This window comes from Nonomuraea fuscirosea (assembly GCF_003001935.1).
Lineage (GTDB): Bacteria > Actinomycetota > Actinomycetes > Streptosporangiales > Streptosporangiaceae > Nonomuraea > Nonomuraea fuscirosea.
Genome location: NZ_PVNG01000015.1, coordinates 280,674 through 299,793 on the forward strand (window position 1 = coordinate 280,674; position 19,120 = coordinate 299,793).

Below are 19,120 nucleotides of genomic sequence, written 5' to 3' on the forward strand. Positions count from 1 at the left end.
CTAGGTCTAGAGGCGATCGGCGAGGGCTACGACGCCTTTCCCTTGTCGCGCTGAGTGATGGCGGTGGTGATGTCGTCGCGGGCGATGCCGATGCGGTTGGCGCCCTTGCCGCCGCTCTCCGGCGTGCCCCAGACCTGCATCGTGCGCACGCCGTACGGCTTGAGCGCGGTGGTGAGCTGGGCCGTCTTCGCGCCGCCCTCAAGCGCCGCCCACGCGCCGTAGGCGTCGGGCCGCAGCTCGGCCAGGCGATCCACGACGGTCTCGTTCCAGACCTTGGCCTCGGACGGCGGGACCACGGCGAGGATGTCGGCCAGCAGGTCGAAGCTGGGCGCGGCCTGCTCGGGCGTTTCGCCGAGCGCGTGGCCGCTGAGCGTTCCACGCGCCTTGCGCAGCGCGTACGCCCGGTCGGCGATGAGCTGGGTCTCCGGCGTGTTGAGGTACGCGGCCTTGACCACCTTGGGCATCGGCGTCGCGCCGACCAGGTACCCGGTGCCGGCGTCCTTCTCCGGTACGAACACCGTGGCGCGGATGCCGTTCTTGTACGCCGAGGTGCCGAGGATCATGTCGTTCTCCAACTGGCCGGCCACCCGCAGGCAGAAGCGGATGGAGACGTTCGCGGAGATGCCGGTGGGCAGGCTGTCCCGGTCCGGGCGCTGGGTGGCCAGGATCAGGACGACGCCCAGGGCGCGGCCCAGCTTGATGATGAACTCGGCGTCATCGCCTGCCTTGTCGCCGTACTCAGGATGGGCGAACAAGTTCTGGCACTCGTCGATGATGCACACCAGCGGATGCAGGCCCAGCGAGCGCTTGTCGGCGATCTGGCGGGTGATGCGCTTGTCCGGGCACAGGTCCGCGGGCAGCGCTTTGAGCGCGGCCGAGCGGCGCATGACCTCCTTGCGCAGCAGGGTGAGCGAGTCGGCGGCGTAGGCGATGGCCTCGTCCTCGATGCCGGAGACGTAGCGGTGGCAGACCTTGTCGTACGGGTCCAGGTCGCCGGTGCCTTTGAGCTCGTGGAACCACGCCTCCACCGTGGCGTCGAGGACGATGCCGGCGGCCAGCTCGCGAATGGATGAGGTCTTGCCTTGGCCGGGCTGGGAGCCGATCAGCACGTTGTGCTGGATCAGCGGCACCGTGACCAGGCGTCCGCGCGGGTCGTTGCCGAACGGAACGCCCTTGAACACGTCGTGCGAACTGGCTCGCTTGAGCGGAGACCGTACGACCGTCTTGGACAGGTCCTTGTCACCGACCCACAGGATCAGCCGTCCCTCGTGGACGGAGGGGTCGCCCTCGGGCCAGATGCAGCCCAGCGGGCGGCGCAGCGCACCGGAGAGCTGCTTGCGCCTGTCCAGTACGTCGGCCACGGTGACGCCGTACGGCAGGTCGATGTCGGCCCGCCAGCCGGGGCCGTCCCGGGTGATCGGGGCGACGAACCGGATGGCGTCCTTCGGGTTCTTGGACAGGGCCTGCGTGATGCCGGCGATGCCGAGCACGCTCAGCGCGCGGACCACGATGTCGCTGGTGAGCTTCTCCACCTCGGACGCCATCACCGCGCGGTTGATCAGCGGCCGGTCGGCGGGCTTGCCGAGGATGCCCAGCAGAGCCACGGCCACGGCGAGCATTCCCCACTGGGCGGCGGTGGGCTGATTGACCGTGACGACGGCCAGGACCAGCAGCCCCAGCAGGATGAGCCCGGTCATCCAGCCGCGCGCCCGGACACGGATGTCGCGTTGCCTGCTCAACTTCAGGTACCCGTCGTAGTCGGACTTGCGGACGGCGGCGATGCGCGCAGGCTCGCCTTTGAGGTCGAACGTCCACCGCACGAACCCGCTCACCAGGCGGACCAAGCCGAGCGGAGCGCGGGCGACGAGCCGTCCGGCGTAGAGCGGTGTGCGAACGAGCTGGTAGCTGGCCACGTGCGCGTAGTGGAGGCCGGCCCACCTCAACGTCTCGATGGCCTCCGCGCGGGAGCGCAGCCACAGTGGGATGATCGGCTGGCGGGTGGTCGCCTTGCGCTCCAGGCTGGCCCGCCAGTCCGTACGGGACGGACCGGGCTGGTCCACCCTGAGCACCTCGCCCTCAAGGACGGGCGGCTCCGGCTCGGACCGGCGGCCGGACCGCGCGGCGTTGAGGTCGACGATGTCCGCGCCCTTGTCGTCCGGCTGATCGTCTTTCGAGTCGTGGTTGGGGTCGTCCGGTGGCTGCGTCATGATGAAGGAACCTCTGCTGTCTGAAGGGCGGTGGAGTGCTGGGGCGCGGTCGTTGTCTTGGCGGATGAGGCCGCGTCCCAGTCGGCGGTCTGAGCGGTCGAGGTGCGGTCGGACCGCTTCTTCTCGTGAGCGGTCGGTACGTGCGGTCCGTCCGCCTGTGCGGTCAGGGCCAGCAGCTCGGCGAGCAGCATGGCGGTGATGGCCTGGTGGTGGTCGAACAGTCGTCCCGGGCGGCCGGTGACCGTCCAGCCGCCTTCGCGGAGTTCGGCCGTGTTCGGGCAGGCGTCCGAGGTCATGTGCGTGTCGGTGATGGTGAGGCCCATCAGGCGGCTTCTCCTTCCAGTACCTCCGCTTTGAGCCGGGTCAGGAGCGCGCTCGCGCGGTCGGTGGAGATGCTCTGGCCGGTGTTGCGGATGGCGTCGCGGAGGCGGTCACGGGTCAGGGGCTGGCCTTGTGCGGCCAGGTTGGCGGCGATGTGCCGTCCCAGAGGCATGAGGTCTCCTACGTTCGGCGTGGGCGTCGATCGCGTACGCCGCTTGCGGTGCTTCGGCGGTGCGGGTGGCAGGGCGGCCCGCGTCGGTTCGGGCGGTGGAATCTCCAGGTGCTTGGGTGTGAGTTCGCCGAGGCGGTACAGGGCGCGCTCGCGCCTGGTCGCCCTCCAGCGCCATAGCCGGCCGTACCGGTCCTGCAGCTCTGTCTTGGCGAGGATGCGTTCGCGCTCCTGCCCAAGCGCCTCCGGGTAGCTGCGGATCTCCCAGAGCACCATTCGGCGCCAGAGGAAGACCGTGGCCAGCGGGGCGAGCAGCCAGCGGGAGCGGCGGATGCCGTCCATGTGGTCCGGCCTGGCCAGATCGGCGTGCTTGCGTACGACGTGCGCGCCCACCTCGACGGCGAACACCCACAGCAGCGGCAGCAGCGCGTGGGCCACGACGGCGAACCAGTCGGCTGCGCTGAGGTAGGCGGCCACGTTGAGGTAGACCGTCGCGGCCGTCAGCGCCCACGGAATGAACCGCAGCCAGCTCAGCCGCATGCCGAGCCGGGCCAGGACGATGTCTAGCGCGGAGAACACGGCGATGCCGAGGTCTATGCCGAGTGGAACGGTCCAGGCGAACCATCCGAACGACGGCTCCGCCGCGGTGGCGACGCGCTCGAAGCTGTTGACGAACCCGAGCAGGCCGAGCGCTCCAGTGGCGATTGCGGTGATCTCTATCGCGGTGCGCTCGCCGTCGGTCAGCGGGCGCCTCATCTTCGTTGGTACGGGGCTGGTCATGCTGCTGCCTCCTCCGCACAGTCCGGGCACACGCCGAGGCGGTGGTCGATGGGCTGCGTCAGGCACTCGGGGCACGTACGGCCCTTGGGCGCCGCCGTCCGGGTGCGCCGGCCTGGGGTGCGCTTCGGCATGGCGAGGCGCACGTCGTACAGGTAGGCGGCTCGAACCCGAGGCGGGCCGGGAACGCGGGAGCACCACAGGACCTGCGCCTGCGGTCCCTGGTCGCCCGGCCGGAGCCCCTCGGCGGCGAGCTGGCGCAGCGTGCGCAGGTGCGGCGGGACCTTCTTCCTCGGGTGGGTGGGGATGCCGAACCGGCGGCCGGACGGGTCCCAGAGGCGGGTGCGGGTGCGGCGGGCCATGTCAGGCCACCTCCAGGTCTTCCGATGCGGTGGTGTGGGTGGTCAGCTCGGCGGACGTGCGGCCGGCCCAGATGCCCGAGGTCGGACGGGCCTGCCGCGCGTACAGCTCGCAGAGCCGAAGGGCCGGGCAGGTGGAGCACACGTCGCGGGCCACGGCCTCGCGGGCGGCGCGCTCCTCGGCGCTCTCGATGGTGAGGCGCGGGCCGGTGTGCAGTTCCGGGTCGTAGGTGCACTCGGGGAGCGGCGTCTCGTCGCCGCTCTGCCAGAGGGTTTCGAGGTCGGCGAGCGACATGCGCGCCGGGTGGAGCGGACGGTTCTGGGTGTAGGCCACTGTCGGGTCTCTTTCTGGGTTTCAGTTGCTGACGGTCTGGATGAACCGGGTGACCGACTCGGTAGCGCTCACGAGCAGATGCGCCGCCGCCTTGACGACGGTCGCCGCGCCCTCCGGGTCCTTCAGGGCGTAGAGGGCGAGGCAGATCGTGATGACGGTCGGGAGCACCTTGCGCGGACGGACGAGCATGTTGAGCCTCTCGGTTCTGACCTGCAGAGCAGGTACTAACAGACATAGAACATGTACAGCTACGGAGAGTCAAGTCCTAGGGACGGTTCGTGTCGGAGTCCTGCGGTCCTCGGCTCAGCCGGTCTTGCTGATCTAAGAGTTCCGCGCCGGGCGCTGCGGCAACACTGTGCTCGTGATCGGGACTGAATGCACAGGGGGTGATTTTTGGGGGTGATTCAAGCCCTGACCAGGAGAAACGCGGGCCGGGATTTCTTGGGAAAGCGGGCGTCCGACGCCGTGTTCGCGCCATGATTGCGGAGGCGATCACATGCGGAGGTGAAGATGTCTCGAATGCCCAATGTGGGGCTTGCTGATGCAATGCGGCGGGCGGACTGCTCTAATTCGGGACTTGCTTCACGAGTGCGGCAGATTGCCCAAGAAGAGGGCGTAACGCTGAGTTGCACGCATGTGGATGTGAAGCGCTGGCTCGACGGCGTGAGGCCGCGGCCGGCGACCGCGCGGTTCATCGCTGAGGCGCTCAGCAGGAAGGCCGGCGTCACGTTCACGCTGGACGACATCGGGTTCGCCGGCGTCGTGACTCCCGAGACGCTGGAACGCACCTTGGCCCATGGCGGCGGCATCTCCGACGTGGGCAGTCGGCTGCTGGGGCTGACGCGGCGCGACCTCGCCGATGATCCGGTGGCGCTGCAGTCGGTGGTCGTGCCCGACGCCTGGAACGAGTCCCTCATCGCGTGGCTGCTGTCGCGGCCGGAGCCGATGCCGGTACGGGAGTACGCGCGGCCTTCTGTCGGCCCGTGGGATGTAGAGACCATTCGTGCCACCACCCAGCTCTTCGCGAACATGGGTTTTCAGTTCGGTGGCGGACATGCGCGTTCGGCGCTCGTCCAGTATTACAACCGGAAAGTCGTTCCCCTGCTCGATGGGAAATTCGGTGAATCGGTAGGGCGGGCGTTGTTCGCGGCGGCGGCCGAAATCACGGAATTGGTGGCCTGGACGGCGTACGACCTCGGTCGGCACGGGCTCGCGCAGCGCTATTTCCTGCAAGGGCTGCGCCTCGCCCAGGTGTCCGGTGACCGTATGCTGGGCGGCCTGATCTTGGCCGACATGAGCCACCAGGCCAATTACCTGGGCCGCTACGACCAGGCCATCCAGCTCGCGCGTGCGGCGCAGGAAGGCTGCCGTAACGCGTCCACCGCGACTCCTATGGCGCTGTTCTACGCCATGGAGGCCCGTGCGCACGCCGGGAACGGCGATGAGACTGCGTCCGCACGAGCGCTGCTTGAGGCCGATAAATGGTTCGCCAAGCGCAACGTGAACGATGACCCCTCTTGGGTCGGGTACTTCGACGCTGCTGAAATGGCCAGCGAAGGCGCGCACTGTTACCGCGATCTGCGCAAGCCGTCCCAGGCGATGGAGTTCGTCGGCCAGGCGGTGGGGCTGTGCGACCCGATGTACGTGCGAACGCTGGCCTTCGACCGGCTGGTCCAGGCGGCGAGCTACGTGCATATGGGTGAACCTTCGCAGGCCGCGACCGTTGCCCTGGAGGCCATCGACCTCGCCGGGCCGCTCAAGTCGGAGCGCTATCTCCGGTACATCAGGGACCTGCAAGCAAACCTGGACGCGTACGCGGGCGATGGGCAGGTGGTGCAGTTCAACGCAGTCGTCGCCCGGAAGTACTCGCAGGAGAGCGACTGAATGCGTGTACGAGAAGATAATTCGACTTCGGCGTGGCAGCGTGGCAAGCAGCGCTGACGCTGCCGAGGTGGCCCGATAACCCGGCTCGTTGCCCCTCGGATATGACCGACGCGCAGTGGGAGTTTCACGACGTTACCGTCCGAACCGGACACCGGCGGGCGCCCGGAGAAACACGCACGCCGGGAAGCCGCCGACATCACCGAGACACTGCTGACCGAACTGCGGATCAAATCCCGCCGCCCGGCCGGTATATTCTGGGTATCGTAAGGCTTTGATGCTGACGATGTGGCTACTCGCAGGTTTCGTGGTCGGACATTTTTCGTGATCGCAAACATGGTTATGGGGCCGTCCATATATATGGTTATATCCGCGAGCGTCGGCCGAACAGACAGAATGGATATGATTAAAGAGGGAAGGCCTGTCATGCTGACTACACAAAGCACCTCTATCCAGTTTCTTTTGAGCGCCGGCAGGCAATACATCACACCTCCACATGGGCGGGGGTATACATGGGAGGTGTCGCAGCTAAAGTTTTTCTGGGAAGATCTATCCAGCCACTCACAATCATTCTCTGAGATGCAGGGTCCTTTTATGGGCACCATGATTCTTCAAAGCCCGAAAGATTCTGATGGTACTCGTTGGATCATTGTCGATGGTCAAAATCGCCTCATGACTGCGATGGTCGGCTTGTGTGCCATCCGAGACCACTTCCCAGACCTCTTCGTCGATATCGGTTGCGACATAATCCCCCTCGAAGCTGACAGGGCGGCACTCCATGCCATCACCGAGGGACGACGGGATGCAATGAGCGCATCGACGAGCATCACGAGGGCGTACGACTTCTTCCGGAAGCAAGTGGCCACGCTAGATCGGGACACTGCGGCCAATGTTGCGAGGGTCATTCTGAGCTGCCCAGTAGTAGCATTTGAAGTTGATGATGATTTTTCTAGCAGGGTTTTGTCGCGCTTCTACGATTACGACCCCCGGACCCTGCGAAGTCTCATTATCGACGACGAATCCGCATCTGACGTGATTGCGCTTGCAAATAGGCGCAAACAAGTGGGGATATTTCGCCGATACCTTGAGGATGACGATTATTTTCTGCAGGAAGCGAGCAGGCTCTCGGATAGCGGGAAGAAGGAGCTAGTATGGCAAAAGTTCTTCGAACGAAACCCTTGGATTCTTGGGGCATCACTCGCCGGGCAACTTCTTACGTCCTGGAATCCTACCCAGCTCGAACAGATTGTTGCTGGGGCGTCAGTAGCCGGATCAGGAAAGAGAGTCGATGCACTACTCCGTACGAGTGGCGTCATCAAGTCGATGGTTCTTGCCGAAATTAAGACGCATGATACGCCGCTGTTGCAAAGGGAGTATAGATCGGGGTGCTGGGGGCCATCAGAACATCTAGCTGGAGGTATAGTTCAACTACAAGGAACAGTATATCGCGCCATCCAAAGTATTGGAGAGCAGCTTCACGATCGCGATGACGACGGCGCCGACATACCTGGCGCAGACACCTATCTCATTCGCCCAAAATCTTACCTAGTCATCGGGCAATTGTCCAGCTTATTGGGCCAGTCGGGCGGGGTGCACGCAGACAAGCTACGTTCATTCGAACTGTTTCGACGCCACATCATTGAGCCTGAAATTGTAACTTTTGACGAGTTGCTAGCTCGGGCGGAGGCAATCGCCGGCATTAAGCCGTTGTAACCTCCGCAGTCCAATGGGATCGATAAGCATCGACCAGCGAGTGCCGTATAACTCCGGGAACCTCTTGGCGGTCGCACAGAACTGTTCCAGCGCGCCCCGCGTGAGTGTGGCTGATGTGCCCTTCGAGCCGGGCCGCCGCGAGTACCCCGAGCGAGCGCCACGCCAGAGCCTCCGACCTGCATGTAGTTTCCTGCTGGGTGGTGATCTCCTGGCAAGGACATCGACCTTTCAGAAAGCTCGCCAGCGGCGTAGCATGTCGGGGTTCCGTAGCGAGTGCATGCGGTTGCGGAACTCATGCGCTATGGGTTCGTTCTCGCTGACGTTCTGCATGAGCCAGGTCGTCATCTTCAGTTCATTGATGTCTCTCAACACGGGGTAGCCTTCCCAGGCCAGGACGTCGAAGCCGTACCGTTCGGTGAACCGGTCGTATTCGGCTCGTGTTCCCCAGCCGATGGTGTGCTCGATGGCAGTGACGGCGAGGTCCGTTTCCGGTGGGCCGAAGGCGAAGCGCTCGAAGTCGATGAGCAGGACGTTCCCGCCGGTGGTTTTGATGAGGTTCTCGTTGTGCGCGTCGCCGTGGACCGCGCAGGCGGCGAGGGGGAAGGTAAGGGCGTCGTAGGCGCTTTGCAGCTCGTGCCGCCGTGCCAGCAGAAAGTCTCGGTCCTCGTCGGTGAGGACGGGCGCTGCGTTGATGCGTTCGGAGACGCGGCTGAGGATGTCCAACGGTGGCAGGCCCAGGTCGGGGGGGACGGTCAGGCTGTGGAGTTCGCGTAGGACGCCGGCCAGGTCGTCGGGGGTCGGGGGGAGTCGCTGTGGGGGATGAGGTGCCAGAGCGTGACCGGGTGGCCTCTTACGATGAGGGGTTGGTAGTGAGGCGTTGTTCGCGCCGCTGGTATGCCGGAGTTGTTCAGCCATGCCGAGACGGCTACTTCCTTGCGTACGTCGCCCAGTACCTCGACGCTGCGGGCGATCCTCACGACCAGGTGCGTGGGGAGGACGTACAGGGCGTTCTCGCCGAGGCGGATCAGGCGGGCGTCCTGGCTGGCCAGTCCTGCGGTTTCGCAGGTCTCGTGCAGGGTCGCCAGCGCTTCGGTGGTGGTGAAGGGGATCGAGGGCGTCTGGGATACAGTCACGTGTCACCTTTAGCTCGTGCTTTGACGACGCGGCCCATGCCGGGCCTCTTCTCGATGACTCCTTCCGCTTCCAGGAGGGCAAAGGCGCGCCGGATGGTGACGCGGGCTACGCCGCGTTCTTGAGCTAGTGCGTTCTCGCCGGGCAGGACGGATCCCGGGGCGAGGTTGCCGGTGGCGATGTCCTGCCGGAGCTCGTCGGCGACCGCGTCCGCTCGAGTCTGGGCATGCTCGGGGCCGCCGACGAACCAGCCCTTGCCGTGGACGGCCGCGATGAGACGTTCGCCGGCCAGGAGCTGCAGCGCCTGGCGGGCGGTGCCCTTCGACACCCCGAAGTCCTCGGCGATGGCGGCCTCGCCGGGCAGCTGCTGGCCGACGACGAGATCTCCGCTGTCGATGCGCTTGCGGAGGGTTTCGGCGATGACCTCGTACTGGGTGGCGGCGGTGCGGGTGGTCGTCGCCGGGTCGCTGCCCATGACGCGCCGGCCCCGGCCGGCCTCGCTCGCCACCAGCCCTGAGCGTTCCAGCTCGGCCACCGCCTGGCGGACCGTTCCTCGCGCGACGCCGTACGTGCGGGCGAGCGTGGCTTCGGAGGGGAGCATGGTGCCGGCGGGGGGATCGCCTTGGAGTATGCGGTTGCGGAGGTCCTGGGCTATGCGAACGTAGGTAGGGGCATCCGTCGCCTTGCTCATCGCGCTCCCTCGCCGAGGCACAGTGTCTCTAGGGTAGGGCGGGCACGCGTGGTCGGTTGAGCTTACCGGCCTTGCGTCCCTCTGTTCCTTTCCCGTCGCGAGGGTGCCGGACGCGGGACGGCAGCAGGTTGTTGCCGCGTGGCGATGGGCTGCGATCTTGCGTTGGTACGGCCGCGTTAACCGCAGAACTCGTCGGGGTGCGTATGGGTCGGGACGGTGGGTGGCCCGGGTACGCGCCGGTGAAGATCCGCGTTATGCCGCAGAAACTCGCAGTTTGCTCGGGGGCTTATGCGGCTTGTTCGCCGCCGCGTGACCTGCGGGGGCGGCGTTTGCGTTTGGCGGCCTTCTCGTACTGGTGTTGGAGGGCGTGGTAGTTCTGGAGTGCTTCCCAGACCTCGCGGGCCTGGCGGTAGAGCCCTCTACCTGTCTCCTCGTAGCGGCCTGGTCGGGCGGCGGAGCGCAGGATGAGGAAGAGCCCGCCTTGTGCGGCCCATTCGTAGGCGCCGCAGCATGAGGTCTCCCTGATGCGGATGCGGTCGCGGGGGCGGCGCCGGTAAGGCTCCCACTGCACCGGTGGGGGTTCAGGGGGCTGGCTCAAGGGCCGCGCTCCTTACCTCGTACTTCTGCAGGTAGCGGTAGACCTTGCGGCGGCTGCGCTGCCAGGTGCACCGGTAGGCGAGCCGGATGGGGGTCTCGGCGACGAGCTCCGGGAGGATTTGGTAGGCGATCTCTCCGTCGGTGAGCTTGGGGAGTGGCTTGGCGTGCCAGAGGCCGTCGGGGTCGCGCCAGACGTAGAAGCGTCGGAACGCGCCACGCAGGTCAGGGTCGGACAGCGCTTCGCGGGCGGTGGTCATGGGGGATTGCGTCCTCCGTCCTAATTTCTCATAGTCGGTTCCCAGAAAATTCGCTGGACGAGGTGTTTGCCCACGTTAACCGTAGGGCCTCATGGCCACAAGGCCCATGGGAATATAGCCCTGTGACACTTGTGTGTTGTGATCGACTACAGCTCTGGGGTGCCGGTCTACCGGCAGGTCGCGGCTGCGATCCGCGACGACATCACGGCCGGCCGCTACCGGCCCGGAGCGTGGTTGCCCTCGGAAGCTCAGCTTTCACAGATGTACGAGGTGGGCCGCGACACCGTACGCGAGGCTCTGGCCCATCTCCGCGCCGAGGGGCGGATCACCACGGTGCGCAAGCGGGGGTCGATGGTGGCCGTTGAGCCGAAGCGCGAGCCGTACGCGGTACCGGCTGGAGCGCGGGTCATTACGCGCATGCCTACGCCGGACGAGCGGCGGGAGCTGGCTACGTCCGCTGAGTTGCGGGAGTTCGGTGGGATGCCGGAGGGCGTGCCGGTGTTCGAGGTGGTGCCGGGGCCGCGGAAGCATCGCAGGGTGCTGCGTGGGGATCGGGTGGAGCTGGTCGTGGAGGATGAGCCGCCCGGCGAGTGATGGGCGGCGGGCGGCGGTTCTGCGAATACTGCGGCAATCTGCTGGCAGCCCGTCATGCCAGCACAGACAACCTCGGGAGCCTGTTGACCTGCGGGGACGCCTCCATGCGCATAATCTGCGGATTGTGCGAAGGCTGTGAGTCAGCAGCCGGAGAAGGACTCTACCGACGTGGACCCTGGCCTTTCTCACCTTGACGCACAGTCCTGGCGTTTGTTCGACGCGTCAGCCCGGAAAAGCGTACGGTTTCATGCTGACTCAGAAACGGAAGCCGAACAGGCCGCCGTCTTCGTAGGCATCAGTGAGTCGGGTAGTCAACTCATACGGACTCGAGTTGAAACCACGTCTTTGCGCCTTCCCCAAATCATCGCTATTGATAGTAGCAATGTATTGCAACCCCTCTTCGCGAGAGACTTGCTCGGCGAGTTCGAAGGCAGCCTTGAGCTGTCGATCATCAACACCATCAAAAAGATGACTATCATGGACAAGGAAGTCGGGGCCCCTGTTGTGACGACGAGCAATGACTGCCAATGTGAGGTCGAAGCAAAAGATAACCATGCTGCCAATGCCTCGACTGTCATCGTCATCAATGCGAGGCGTGATCTTCAAGCTGTTTCGCCCGGCCTCAATCGCAAGGTAGCCTGCTCGTTGCTCGCCGTACAACTTTTTTGCAAACTGGTCGAAAAGAAGGGTGGCCTCACTGCTTTGCGTAGCTCGGTCTTCCAGGTCGGCCGCCATCTCGTCCTCAATCTGAACTCGCATGGCGGTTATCTGGCGAGCGCTCGCCTCTAGAGCTTGTGCTGCTGCCAACCGATTCCTCAGAGCGTCTAGAGACGCTTGTTCCTGTGCGTACACGCGCTGGAGCACTGTAAGCGCCTCAAGCGCTCCCCCTTCGTCGAGTTGTCGCAGAATCTGTGCCTGTTCATCCCCTAGACGTTCTCTCTGAACTTTTCGTTCTTCGAGATTCTGTTGCACTATAGATATTTCGTCACTCAGATACCGATGGCGATTGCGTACGACGGATTCATGAAAAGAACGGACATCTTCGAAACGGCGTCGAACCTGGTTGGAGAGCGCAACGCCCAGTTCCTGGTAGACGCGTTCTACATAATCGACGTCGACTTCGGTTGTTTCGCGGATAGCCGACTCGAGGTCCTGTAGATTTCGGCGGTCCACTGCATCTTCGTTTGTGAGTCGCCGAATCTCTTTAGCTATGGTGTCCGCACGTTGCTTCAAGTTCTCATACTCAGGAACGACCCGGAAGCTGTCTATCTGCTCTCGCAACCGGGTGATCCGCGCCTCAGCAACTGTAATTTGACCGCGGAGTTCCGCTGTGTTGCCAACAATGCGTCCCCATACCGGGTCGTTGACAGCTTTCCTCAACTGAGTTCTCGTAGCTTCTCTCGCCGAGATTTCGCGATAGCGTGTAGCGAGTCGCCAGTCCAAACCAAGCAAGTAAGCCAAGTTGCTCGCCGCAACAGCTTCAGTTTGGCGGGCATGGGTGCGAATCGGTTCGTTGAAGGCATGAGAGCTTACTCGGCGAATATAGTACGATAGAAGGTTTCGTCCGCTTATGCCGTCATGTTCATCTTTTAGGCCGAACAACGCCGCTTCGATAAGCTGATTCCACTCCGACAGAGGGATATCGGTGCTACCAAAGTTGAGTTGCCCCTGTGTCCCAGTAGTGACGTCGTGATCAAGCTCTACCATGTTCTGATTTGTTCCCGTGCGGGTTACGCGCAGGGTGTCAGGAACGCCCGGCCAATCTAGGTGCAAACCAAAACGAATGCCACGCAGAGCCTTTTTGGTTGCTAGGTGCTTGTCTGGTCGCGCTCCTAGAAGGAAGTGGAGCAACTCAATTATGCTGGACTTCCCGGCACTGTTACGGCTGTCTGTAGCAGCTGAGACGGAGGTGGTGTCTGCCACAACGATATTGAGTCCCGGGCTAAAAACAAGTGTCTTGAAGCGGGAGTCATCGGCTGTTAGCTTCCGAAGCATCTACCCTCCTAGTAACCAGGAGGCCATCTCGGGCTTCGATCAGACCCATTGCGTACAGAACATCCAGGGATAGTGTGAACCAGCTGAAAGATATAGGCGCAGGGTGGCTATTCTCTAGTCTCCATGCCCGGAGTTTGTACCATGCCTGGCTAACTGATGTGGGCCCGTCGATTTGCTGCAGAATCTGGGCGCCGACAGCCAGCAGTGCGCGATCGGGGGCGATCCCTTTTGTGGGCGTGATCACTTCGCGATCCCTGGAGTTGCTGGCAGCCAGTCAGGTGAAGGCTGCTCGAATATATCGCATCTCTCAAAGAAGTACGCGAGTATAACCCAGGCGGCACGATGCACTTGTGGGTGTTGGCGGGCGTTGCCGAGAACATACTGTTCTAGATGCCAAAGGATATCTTCTGGATCGTCCAAAAGATCACGCGTTTGACGGTAATACATCGAGAAGCCGGCTGCAATCTCGTCTACCTCATGCGGGTTGATGAGCCCTGCGAAGTACTCCTCTACGAGGTATGTGTACTTCATGGCTTTTACGAGATCTTCCCGACTCTCGCCATCGAGCCCGTTGTAGTCGAGCTTCAGGCCGCTGACCTCCTGCAGGTCCATCATGGGGTCGGCGGCGCGTCGCTTTTCACGAAGATGGCTAAGGAGCTCGGCTAAATCCTCTAAGCCGACCCCATACGTTCGCTCATGTACCGGAACAACGCAGCCAAGTAAATCCTCGATTTGGTCGAGACTCAACTTCATGATTTCCTACCATAAGCGCCTTCGGCCCATGTGATCAAACTTCAGCGGCGCATGGTCTCGTGCAGCGATGGCAATTATGGACGCCATGTCAGGATGGGTTCCACGATAATCATTATGTACGAACACGAAGGTGTCGAACTGACCGTTGCGTTTCGCTTTGGCCTTTTTCAGGTCCGATGAGAACTTACTCTTAATTTTGTAGACATCGAAGACCTGTGGGGCATAGACGGCGTACAGTCTGCGGTTGTGGAGGCTGAGGCCGTCGCCGCCCTGATCGCCGATATTTCCATGTGTTCTAACATCGACATAGTCTGTATAGCGGGCTGCCATAAGGTTATGAAAAAAATCCTCGAACGCGTTTTCGTATAAGTCTGGCAACTTGTGTAAGAAGCTCAGCTTGGCGAATGCTCTCTGCTCGAACAGCACCGCGCCTCCTCGACCGATCGTCCTTACATTGGCTATCGTACAGTTTTGGATCAACGTTTCAACTAGTAATCGCTAGTCTGTCCCGGTACGCTGGTCTGTCGCGTATGCTCTCCGTCGGTCAGGAGGACGTCAGCAAGGTTCTTACTTGTTCACTCATGAGCTCTTCTAGCAAGGATCAGCAGGTGAAGCGGTTGCTGTTTCGCCTGGTGGTGGCGGATCAGACCACGGCATGGTGGATGGCTGAAGGCGGATTGGGCGAACGGCCTTGGCCGGGTGTGCTGCGTTTCCGATGCGCCCTCACGCGCGAGGTTGGCTCGCTGGGGGGTCCGTCATCCGAGGCACTCTGTCGACATGGCACTGCGACTGCACGGGGAGGCACGAAGTGAATGCAGTGGTCACTGACGTGATCTCAGTCGATTGCCGGTAGGTAGTTGTGCTCGAAGTGGGTGAGGACAAGGGCTGCGCGGGCGATGTCGCTAATCGCGCTGGGGCTGGCAGTGATGTGCTGGAGGATCCGCCAGCGGCCTTTGAGCAGGGCGAATCCACGTTCGCCGAGGCAGCGCAGGGCACGTAGTAGCCGGTTGTACGTGCGGTTGTCGGGGCTGAGAATGTGATTTCCTTTGGGCTGTTTGATGGGTGTGTGAATGCCGATTCCGGCGCCGTCGTAGCCGCTGTCGGCGAGGGTGGGCAGGTCGGCTGCTGAGGCGGCGTACAACGCGGCGAGTACGTGGGTGCGGGCGGCGGTCAGGTCGTGCACCGAGCCCGGCTCGACCTCGGCGATCCATAGGGGCAGCCCGCTGGGCGCTGAGAGAGCTTGGAGGTTGCCGGCGTGCTGGTGGGCCTTGCCGGAGTACCAGGCGTCGATGGACTCGCCCTTGACGTTGATGGTCTGCTCGGCGCAGCGATCAGTGGGGATCAGGGTGCCGTCGAGGATGACGTAGGCCAGCCCGTCGGCATGGGCACGGTCGAGCGCAGCGTGCAGATCAGGGGCTTGAGCTGCCAGGACGCCGATGCCCTCGGCGATGTAGCGGTAGGCGGTGGCGCGCGAGACGCGGTGATCGCGGCCGAGCTTGGGGATGTCGTTCTCGCCCCGGAACCAGCACAGAATCAGCACTGCCTGCCAGAACGGAGTCAGGGCGCGACTGCCTTTGGGGGTGCCGAGCCGGCGGCATTCGTTCTGCAGCAGTTGAGCAACGTGGCGAACCAGCGGCCGGGAGACGTGGAGCATGGCACGATGAGCAATCACGTGGAGCCTTTCGGCCGAGGGTGTTTCTTGTGGTGAGCACTCGTCTACCGGAGGCTCCACGTCTGTTTCCGGCCTTCGACGACTTCTCCCGGAAGGTCCGGAACGTCACCACAGACGTCTCAAAAATCCCCTTTCACCCCGAGATATTTCTCTGAGATCACCTCAGTGTAGGAGCGTTGCTGTACCGCGGCAGCCCCTGACTCCCTTAGGAATTCTGCATCGGCTAATCTAGAGGACAAAGCCCACTAGAGCCGAAGCCAGCCGATATAGATCCACCCTGCTATGAAAAGTAGTGGCAGAAGACAAGAGATTAGTGTTGGGCGGACGTACCACGATATTACTTCAGGAAGTTTAGCAGCTCTACTGCCTATATGAAGATCGCGCCGAGTGTGCCTATCAAACGCAGCACTGGATGTTGATACGCCGGTTTCTTCTTGCGCTGCAAGACCAAGTTTAATCATCTGGAGTCTCCAGGTGTGAATCCACACGTAGGAGCTAGCCGCTACGACGAACCAGCCACTTGCAAGCAGCAGACCGAATGCCGATACGGTTTTCGCGTCAAATTCTTTCACGTTTTGACTAGCAAGCGTCGCAGTCAAAGCAACCAGGGCGCTCTGCACGAGCAGGAACAGATTCATCCGAGTGCTAAACAACTGCAAATCAGATTCATAGTGCTTTTGTGCAAGTTCGTAAGCTCGCCAGACGTCGACAGGATCGGACCGGCTATGCCCCGGCAATGAGGGTGCTGCACGGGTAGCAGCACTAGAAGCCATTGAGGCGATGTCGGTGGCCTGCCTGGCTGAACGAACCACTCTTATGCGCCGATTTGAGTGGAATAAGTTTCCAGAAATTCTCCAGGGTCTCACTGCCACCAGAGGTTTGCCAGTTCGCATGGCGAGCGAGACTTCACTCATCGTTCCCCAACTTCCGCCTATCGCTATTACTGCATCTGCAGCACGTATCAGCATGGCATTTCGTAGCTCACCCATGCCAGTTGCTAATGCTATGGTCAAATACGGATTCCCCTCGAAGCGATCCACGCCTGGCAGGAAGCCGAGCGCCAAACCCCCCGCTTGCGTAGCTCCTCTTGAAACCGCTTCCATTATGCCGCCGAGACCTCCACACAGCACGATCGCACTTCGCTTCGCGAGGAGGCGTCCAACCTCTTCCGCGATCCTTAGCTCCCTATGCGTAGCGGAGGATGGGCCGACAACAGCAATATATGTTGCGAATTTTGCAGACAAGGTGAAGCCTCCCCATGAACTGTGATGAGTCGATCGAGCGCATGCTGGAACTCCCGACGACCTCTAGAAGAGCACGAACCTGTGCCGCTGGCAATGCCACTGGGCAAGGCTGGTCTCTGCTCCATCAAAGGAGGTTGTCAAGTCGTCATGGCTCTCTAGAGATACTGACGTGATCTCAGTCGATTGCCGGTAGGTAGTTGTGCTCGAAGTGGGTGAGGACAAGGGCTGCGCGGGCGATGTCGCTAATCGCGCTGGGGCTGGCAGTGATGTGCTGGAGGATCCGCCAGCGGCCTTTGAGCAGGGCGAATCCACGTTCGCCGAGGCAGCGCAGGGCACGTAGTAGCCGGTTGTACGTGCGGTTGTCGGGGCTGAGAATGTGATTTCCTTTGGGCTGTTTGATGGGTGTGTGAATGCCGATTCCGGCGCCGTCGTAGCCGCTGTCGGCGAGGGTGGGCAGGTCGGCTGCTGAGGCGGCGTACAACGCGGCGAGTACGTGGGTGCGGGCGGCGGTCAGGTCGTGCACCGAGCCCGGCTCGACCTCGGCGATCCATAGGGGCAGCCCGCTAAAGCGGGATTCCCAAAGTTTTGCGCGTAACGGACGTGAGATCGTCGACGCGGACGGGCATTGACAGAACCCTCGCCGAGGGTTGGATCGAAGTTGCCTGCAACGCCCAACCACCCGACGAGGTCGTGGTCAGTATGCGCCCGGTCAGCGTGTTCGCCAACGGTCCCGAAGCCTCGATCGAGCACCTGCGCACGCATCTGCGCGGCCAGTGGCGGCAAGCCCTGCGGGCGATGATGGTCCTGTTGTCGGTCCACGGTCTGTCCCCGGCGCAGATCGCCGAGCTGCTGGACTGTGGTCCGAGCACGGTGCGGCGGTGGATCGGCCGGTTCAACCAGCACGGACCGGCGGGCCTGGCCGATCGGCCCCGCCCCGGGCGGCCGCGCATCGGCGGGCCACGCCTCCTGGATCGGATCGCCGCGCTGCTGGAGCGGGCCGGGCCGTGGACGGTGCCCCGGTTATGGCAGTACCTGGGCCGGCCGAAGCTGAGCCCGCGCACCCTGTATCGGCGCCTGCGGGTGGTGGCCATCTGGCGGCGCCCCAAGCTGGTGGCCCGCGGTGATCCGGACCGGTGGCGGGCGGTGGCCGCCATCGCCGCCCGGCTGCGCGAGCTACCGTGCGGGGCGCTGGTGTGGGCCACCGACGAGACCCATGTGCACCTGCTGCCGCACGTGCGGGCCACTTGGACGCTGCGTTCGCGTCGGCCGGAGATCGGCACGCCGGGCAAGAACCGGCAGGTGACGGTGTTCGGCGCGCTGGAGATGACCACCGGCCGGTGGGTGTATCGGCTGGGCCGTCGCTGCGCCGCCGACTTCATCGCCCTGCTGGAACAGATCCGCTTGGTCGCTCCGACAGCCCCGGCGATCGTGGTGATCTGCGACAACGACAGCATCTACCATGCCCATGCCGTCACCGACTACCTGAACAAGCACCCCACCATGCAGGTGCTGTTCGGAGCGCGCTACAGCCCGCATGACAACCCGGTGGAACGCATCTGGGCCGCACTCAAGACCTTCATCGCCAACACCGCCGTCAGCTGGCCCGGCCGCCTCCGACAGATCCACGCTTTCTTCCGCGCTCGCTCACCGGCCGAACTGCTGACCGCCGCAGCTCCGTGGACCAGCCCCTGGCTGCCCGCGGGTTACAAGCGAAACTTCTGGAATGCCGCTTTAGGCGCTGAGAGAGCCTGGAGGTTGCCGGCGTGCTGGTGGGCCTTGCCGGAGTACCAGGCGTCGATGGACTCGCCCTTGACGCTGATGGTCTGCTCGGCGCAGCGATCAGTGAGCCCTTTTCGTGCGCCCAGCAGAGCAGGAGGTGAAGCCGTGACGTAGCGGTGGATCTTGTTGTTCGTAAGCTCGTCGTCGCTTGCCGGTGGAAGTCCGGTCCGGGTAGCTGCCAGGAGGCCCGGTAGCAGGCTGGCGGTTTCGTCTGGAAACGGGCGGGGTCGAAGCCCAGCGTCAATGGCCCTGATGGGGGAGCGACGGTGCGGTCCGTAGCATGAAGCGAAGCCTGCGGCGTCGTTACTCAGCCTGCCTGCGGGTGGGACGAGGGAGTGCCGAGCCTCTCGAAATTGGGGCGAAGGCCATGGACGCGGTGAAGATCCTGGATGTGCAGCCGTCAAGGACTCCCCGGCGTATGGGGCGCGGAACGCATCGATAGTGACGGCGGGAACTGGGGAGGCCCTCCCCGGCCCGGTGACCTGCGGAAATATGTCATTGGAGTGGCGCGCCCTATAACCGATGATCTCGGGAAGTGGGTGGTGAGCCGGGTGGGCGTCGGAGGTGGCCGTAGTACTGCTTGAGCCGACCGGACAACACAACCGGCGGTGAGGGAAGGGCCACTACTTCGTCGATGCGCATTGTC

General features: G+C 63.2%; 21 protein-coding genes and 1 pseudogene. 4 read left to right on the forward strand and 18 right to left on the reverse strand.

Annotated features, from left to right (window positions below; all coding sequences use genetic code 11):
• Positions 1-26 precede the first annotated feature (26 nt).
• Genes B0I32_RS32720 through B0I32_RS57995 form a run of 6 tightly spaced genes read right to left on the reverse strand, consistent with a single transcriptional unit; the run spans position 27 to position 4,356 of the window.
• Entirely contained in the window at positions 27-2,207 is a 2,181-nt protein-coding gene (locus tag B0I32_RS32720; protein ID WP_106246338.1) for an FtsK/SpoIIIE domain-containing protein, read from the reverse strand.
• Complete coding sequence (locus B0I32_RS32725; RefSeq protein WP_106246340.1) at positions 2,204-2,530, reverse strand: hypothetical protein; 327 nt, start codon at positions 2,528-2,530, stop codon at positions 2,204-2,206. Before B0I32_RS32725 ends, B0I32_RS32720 begins: the two co-directional genes overlap by 4 nt.
• Positions 2,530-3,477 carry a DUF2637 domain-containing protein gene (locus B0I32_RS32730; protein WP_106246342.1) on the reverse strand — a complete coding sequence of 316 codons (948 nt, stop codon included), beginning with the start codon at positions 3,475-3,477 and terminating at the stop codon, positions 2,530-2,532. The genes B0I32_RS32725 and B0I32_RS32730 overlap by 1 nt, the downstream gene beginning before the upstream one ends.
• On the reverse strand, positions 3,474-3,836 hold the full coding sequence (locus B0I32_RS32735; RefSeq protein ID WP_106246344.1) for a hypothetical protein: 363 nt from the start codon (positions 3,834-3,836) through the stop codon (positions 3,474-3,476). The genes B0I32_RS32730 and B0I32_RS32735 overlap by 4 nt, the downstream gene beginning before the upstream one ends.
• 1 nt (position 3,837) lies before the next feature.
• Positions 3,838-4,167: a WhiB family transcriptional regulator gene (locus tag B0I32_RS32740; protein ID WP_106246346.1), complete on the reverse strand. Its 330-nt coding sequence runs from the start codon at positions 4,165-4,167 to the stop codon at positions 3,838-3,840.
• Between the two features lie 21 nt (positions 4,168-4,188).
• Positions 4,189-4,356, reverse strand: a complete 168-nt coding sequence (locus B0I32_RS57995; RefSeq protein WP_161714624.1) for a hypothetical protein — start codon at positions 4,354-4,356, stop codon at positions 4,189-4,191.
• Positions 4,357-4,713: 357 nt separating this feature from the next.
• On the opposite strand from B0I32_RS57995, the gene B0I32_RS32745 reads away from it, so the two are divergent.
• A complete protein-coding gene (locus B0I32_RS32745) occupies positions 4,714-6,051 on the forward strand; it encodes an NsdA family TPR-like regulatory protein (protein ID WP_483870147.1) in 1,338 nt (445 codons plus the stop codon).
• A 423-nt stretch (positions 6,052-6,474) separates the two neighbouring features.
• Complete coding sequence (locus tag B0I32_RS32750; RefSeq protein ID WP_219912111.1) at positions 6,475-7,761, forward strand: Shedu anti-phage system protein SduA domain-containing protein; 1,287 nt, start codon at positions 6,475-6,477, stop codon at positions 7,759-7,761.
• 228 nt (positions 7,762-7,989) lie between these two features.
• Here B0I32_RS32750 and B0I32_RS32755 read toward each other — a convergent pair whose 3' ends face one another.
• From B0I32_RS32755 to B0I32_RS32770, 5 genes are all read right to left on the reverse strand, one after another.
• Complete coding sequence (locus B0I32_RS32755) at positions 7,990-8,592, reverse strand: phosphotransferase family protein (RefSeq protein ID WP_245956181.1); 603 nt, start codon at positions 8,590-8,592, stop codon at positions 7,990-7,992.
• The gene (locus B0I32_RS60215; RefSeq protein ID WP_245956182.1) at positions 8,514-8,894 is read right to left on the reverse strand and encodes a hypothetical protein; all 381 of its coding nucleotides are present in this window, start codon (positions 8,892-8,894) and stop codon (positions 8,514-8,516) included. The genes B0I32_RS32755 and B0I32_RS60215 overlap by 79 nt, the downstream gene beginning before the upstream one ends.
• Positions 8,891-9,583: a GntR family transcriptional regulator gene (locus B0I32_RS32765; RefSeq protein WP_106246355.1), complete on the reverse strand. Its 693-nt coding sequence runs from the start codon at positions 9,581-9,583 to the stop codon at positions 8,891-8,893. The genes B0I32_RS60215 and B0I32_RS32765 overlap by 4 nt, the downstream gene beginning before the upstream one ends.
• Positions 9,584-9,869: 286 nt before the next feature.
• Entirely contained in the window at positions 9,870-10,181 is a 312-nt protein-coding gene (locus tag B0I32_RS56705) for a hypothetical protein (RefSeq protein WP_146178391.1), read from the reverse strand.
• A complete protein-coding gene (locus B0I32_RS32770; protein WP_106246356.1) occupies positions 10,165-10,437 on the reverse strand; it encodes a hypothetical protein in 273 nt (90 codons plus the stop codon). Before B0I32_RS32770 ends, B0I32_RS56705 begins: the two co-directional genes overlap by 17 nt.
• Before the next feature lie 138 nt (positions 10,438-10,575).
• Between B0I32_RS32770 and B0I32_RS32775 the strand changes: the two genes are divergently transcribed.
• On the forward strand, positions 10,576-11,031 hold the full coding sequence (locus B0I32_RS32775) for a GntR family transcriptional regulator (protein ID WP_161714625.1): 456 nt from the start codon (positions 10,576-10,578) through the stop codon (positions 11,029-11,031).
• 255 nt (positions 11,032-11,286) lie between these two features.
• Here the strand turns inward: B0I32_RS32775 and B0I32_RS32780 are convergent, their stop codons facing one another.
• From B0I32_RS32780 to B0I32_RS32805, 7 genes are all read right to left on the reverse strand, one after another.
• Entirely contained in the window at positions 11,287-13,026 is a 1,740-nt protein-coding gene (locus tag B0I32_RS32780; protein ID WP_106246360.1) for an ABC-three component system protein, read from the reverse strand.
• Positions 13,001-13,270, reverse strand: a complete 270-nt coding sequence (locus B0I32_RS61480) for an ABC-three component system middle component 6 (protein ID WP_106246361.1) — start codon at positions 13,268-13,270, stop codon at positions 13,001-13,003. The genes B0I32_RS32780 and B0I32_RS61480 overlap by 26 nt, the downstream gene beginning before the upstream one ends.
• Positions 13,267-13,779, reverse strand: a complete 513-nt coding sequence (locus B0I32_RS59055; protein WP_219912112.1) for an ABC-three component system protein — start codon at positions 13,777-13,779, stop codon at positions 13,267-13,269. The genes B0I32_RS61480 and B0I32_RS59055 overlap by 4 nt, the downstream gene beginning before the upstream one ends.
• A 6-nt stretch (positions 13,780-13,785) precedes the next feature.
• The gene (locus B0I32_RS59060; protein WP_219912113.1) at positions 13,786-14,205 is read right to left on the reverse strand and encodes a hypothetical protein; all 420 of its coding nucleotides are present in this window, start codon (positions 14,203-14,205) and stop codon (positions 13,786-13,788) included.
• 409 nt (positions 14,206-14,614) lie between these two features.
• On the reverse strand, positions 14,615-15,451 hold the full coding sequence (locus B0I32_RS32795) for a transposase family protein (protein ID WP_425438121.1): 837 nt from the start codon (positions 15,449-15,451) through the stop codon (positions 14,615-14,617).
• A gap of 245 nt (positions 15,452-15,696) precedes the next feature.
• Positions 15,697-16,695 (reverse strand): TIGR00725 family protein, encoded by a 999-nt coding sequence (locus B0I32_RS32800; protein WP_106246365.1) that lies wholly within the window; start codon positions 16,693-16,695, stop codon positions 15,697-15,699.
• A 175-nt stretch (positions 16,696-16,870) separates the two neighbouring features.
• The gene (locus B0I32_RS32805; RefSeq protein WP_281262632.1) at positions 16,871-17,374 is read right to left on the reverse strand and encodes a transposase family protein; all 504 of its coding nucleotides are present in this window, start codon (positions 17,372-17,374) and stop codon (positions 16,871-16,873) included.
• A 20-nt stretch (positions 17,375-17,394) separates the two neighbouring features.
• Here B0I32_RS32805 and B0I32_RS32810 point away from each other — a divergent pair.
• Positions 17,395-18,426: pseudogene (locus tag B0I32_RS32810) on the forward strand (IS630 family transposase); the annotation flags it as partial.
• Positions 18,427-19,120: the final 694 nt, after the last annotated feature.

What these genes read in the sequence shown, in the direction of transcription:
- B0I32_RS32780 (WP_106246360.1), bottom strand. Translation starts at nt 13,026, where the DNA reads ATGCTTCGGAAGCTAACAGCCGATGACTCCCGCTTCAAGACACTTGTT.
- B0I32_RS32725 (WP_106246340.1), bottom strand. Translation starts at nt 2,530, where the DNA reads ATGGGCCTCACCATCACCGACACGCACATGACCTCGGACGCCTGCCCG.
- B0I32_RS59055 (WP_219912112.1), bottom strand. Translation starts at nt 13,779, where the DNA reads ATGAAGTTGAGTCTCGACCAAATCGAGGATTTACTTGGCTGCGTTGTT.
- B0I32_RS32730 (WP_106246342.1), bottom strand. Translation starts at nt 3,477, where the DNA reads ATGACCAGCCCCGTACCAACGAAGATGAGGCGCCCGCTGACCGACGGC.
- B0I32_RS32745 (WP_483870147.1), top strand. Translation starts at nt 4,714, where the DNA reads ATGCGGCGGGCGGACTGCTCTAATTCGGGACTTGCTTCACGAGTGCGG.
- B0I32_RS32770 (WP_106246356.1), bottom strand. Translation starts at nt 10,437, where the DNA reads ATGACCACCGCCCGCGAAGCGCTGTCCGACCCTGACCTGCGTGGCGCG.
- B0I32_RS32765 (WP_106246355.1), bottom strand. Translation starts at nt 9,583, where the DNA reads ATGAGCAAGGCGACGGATGCCCCTACCTACGTTCGCATAGCCCAGGAC.
- B0I32_RS32735 (WP_106246344.1), bottom strand. Translation starts at nt 3,836, where the DNA reads ATGGCCCGCCGCACCCGCACCCGCCTCTGGGACCCGTCCGGCCGCCGG.
- B0I32_RS32720 (WP_106246338.1), bottom strand. Translation starts at nt 2,207, where the DNA reads ATGACGCAGCCACCGGACGACCCCAACCACGACTCGAAAGACGATCAG.
- B0I32_RS57995 (WP_161714624.1), bottom strand. Translation starts at nt 4,356, where the DNA reads ATGCTCGTCCGTCCGCGCAAGGTGCTCCCGACCGTCATCACGATCTGC.
- B0I32_RS32750 (WP_219912111.1), top strand. Translation starts at nt 6,475, where the DNA reads ATGCTGACTACACAAAGCACCTCTATCCAGTTTCTTTTGAGCGCCGGC.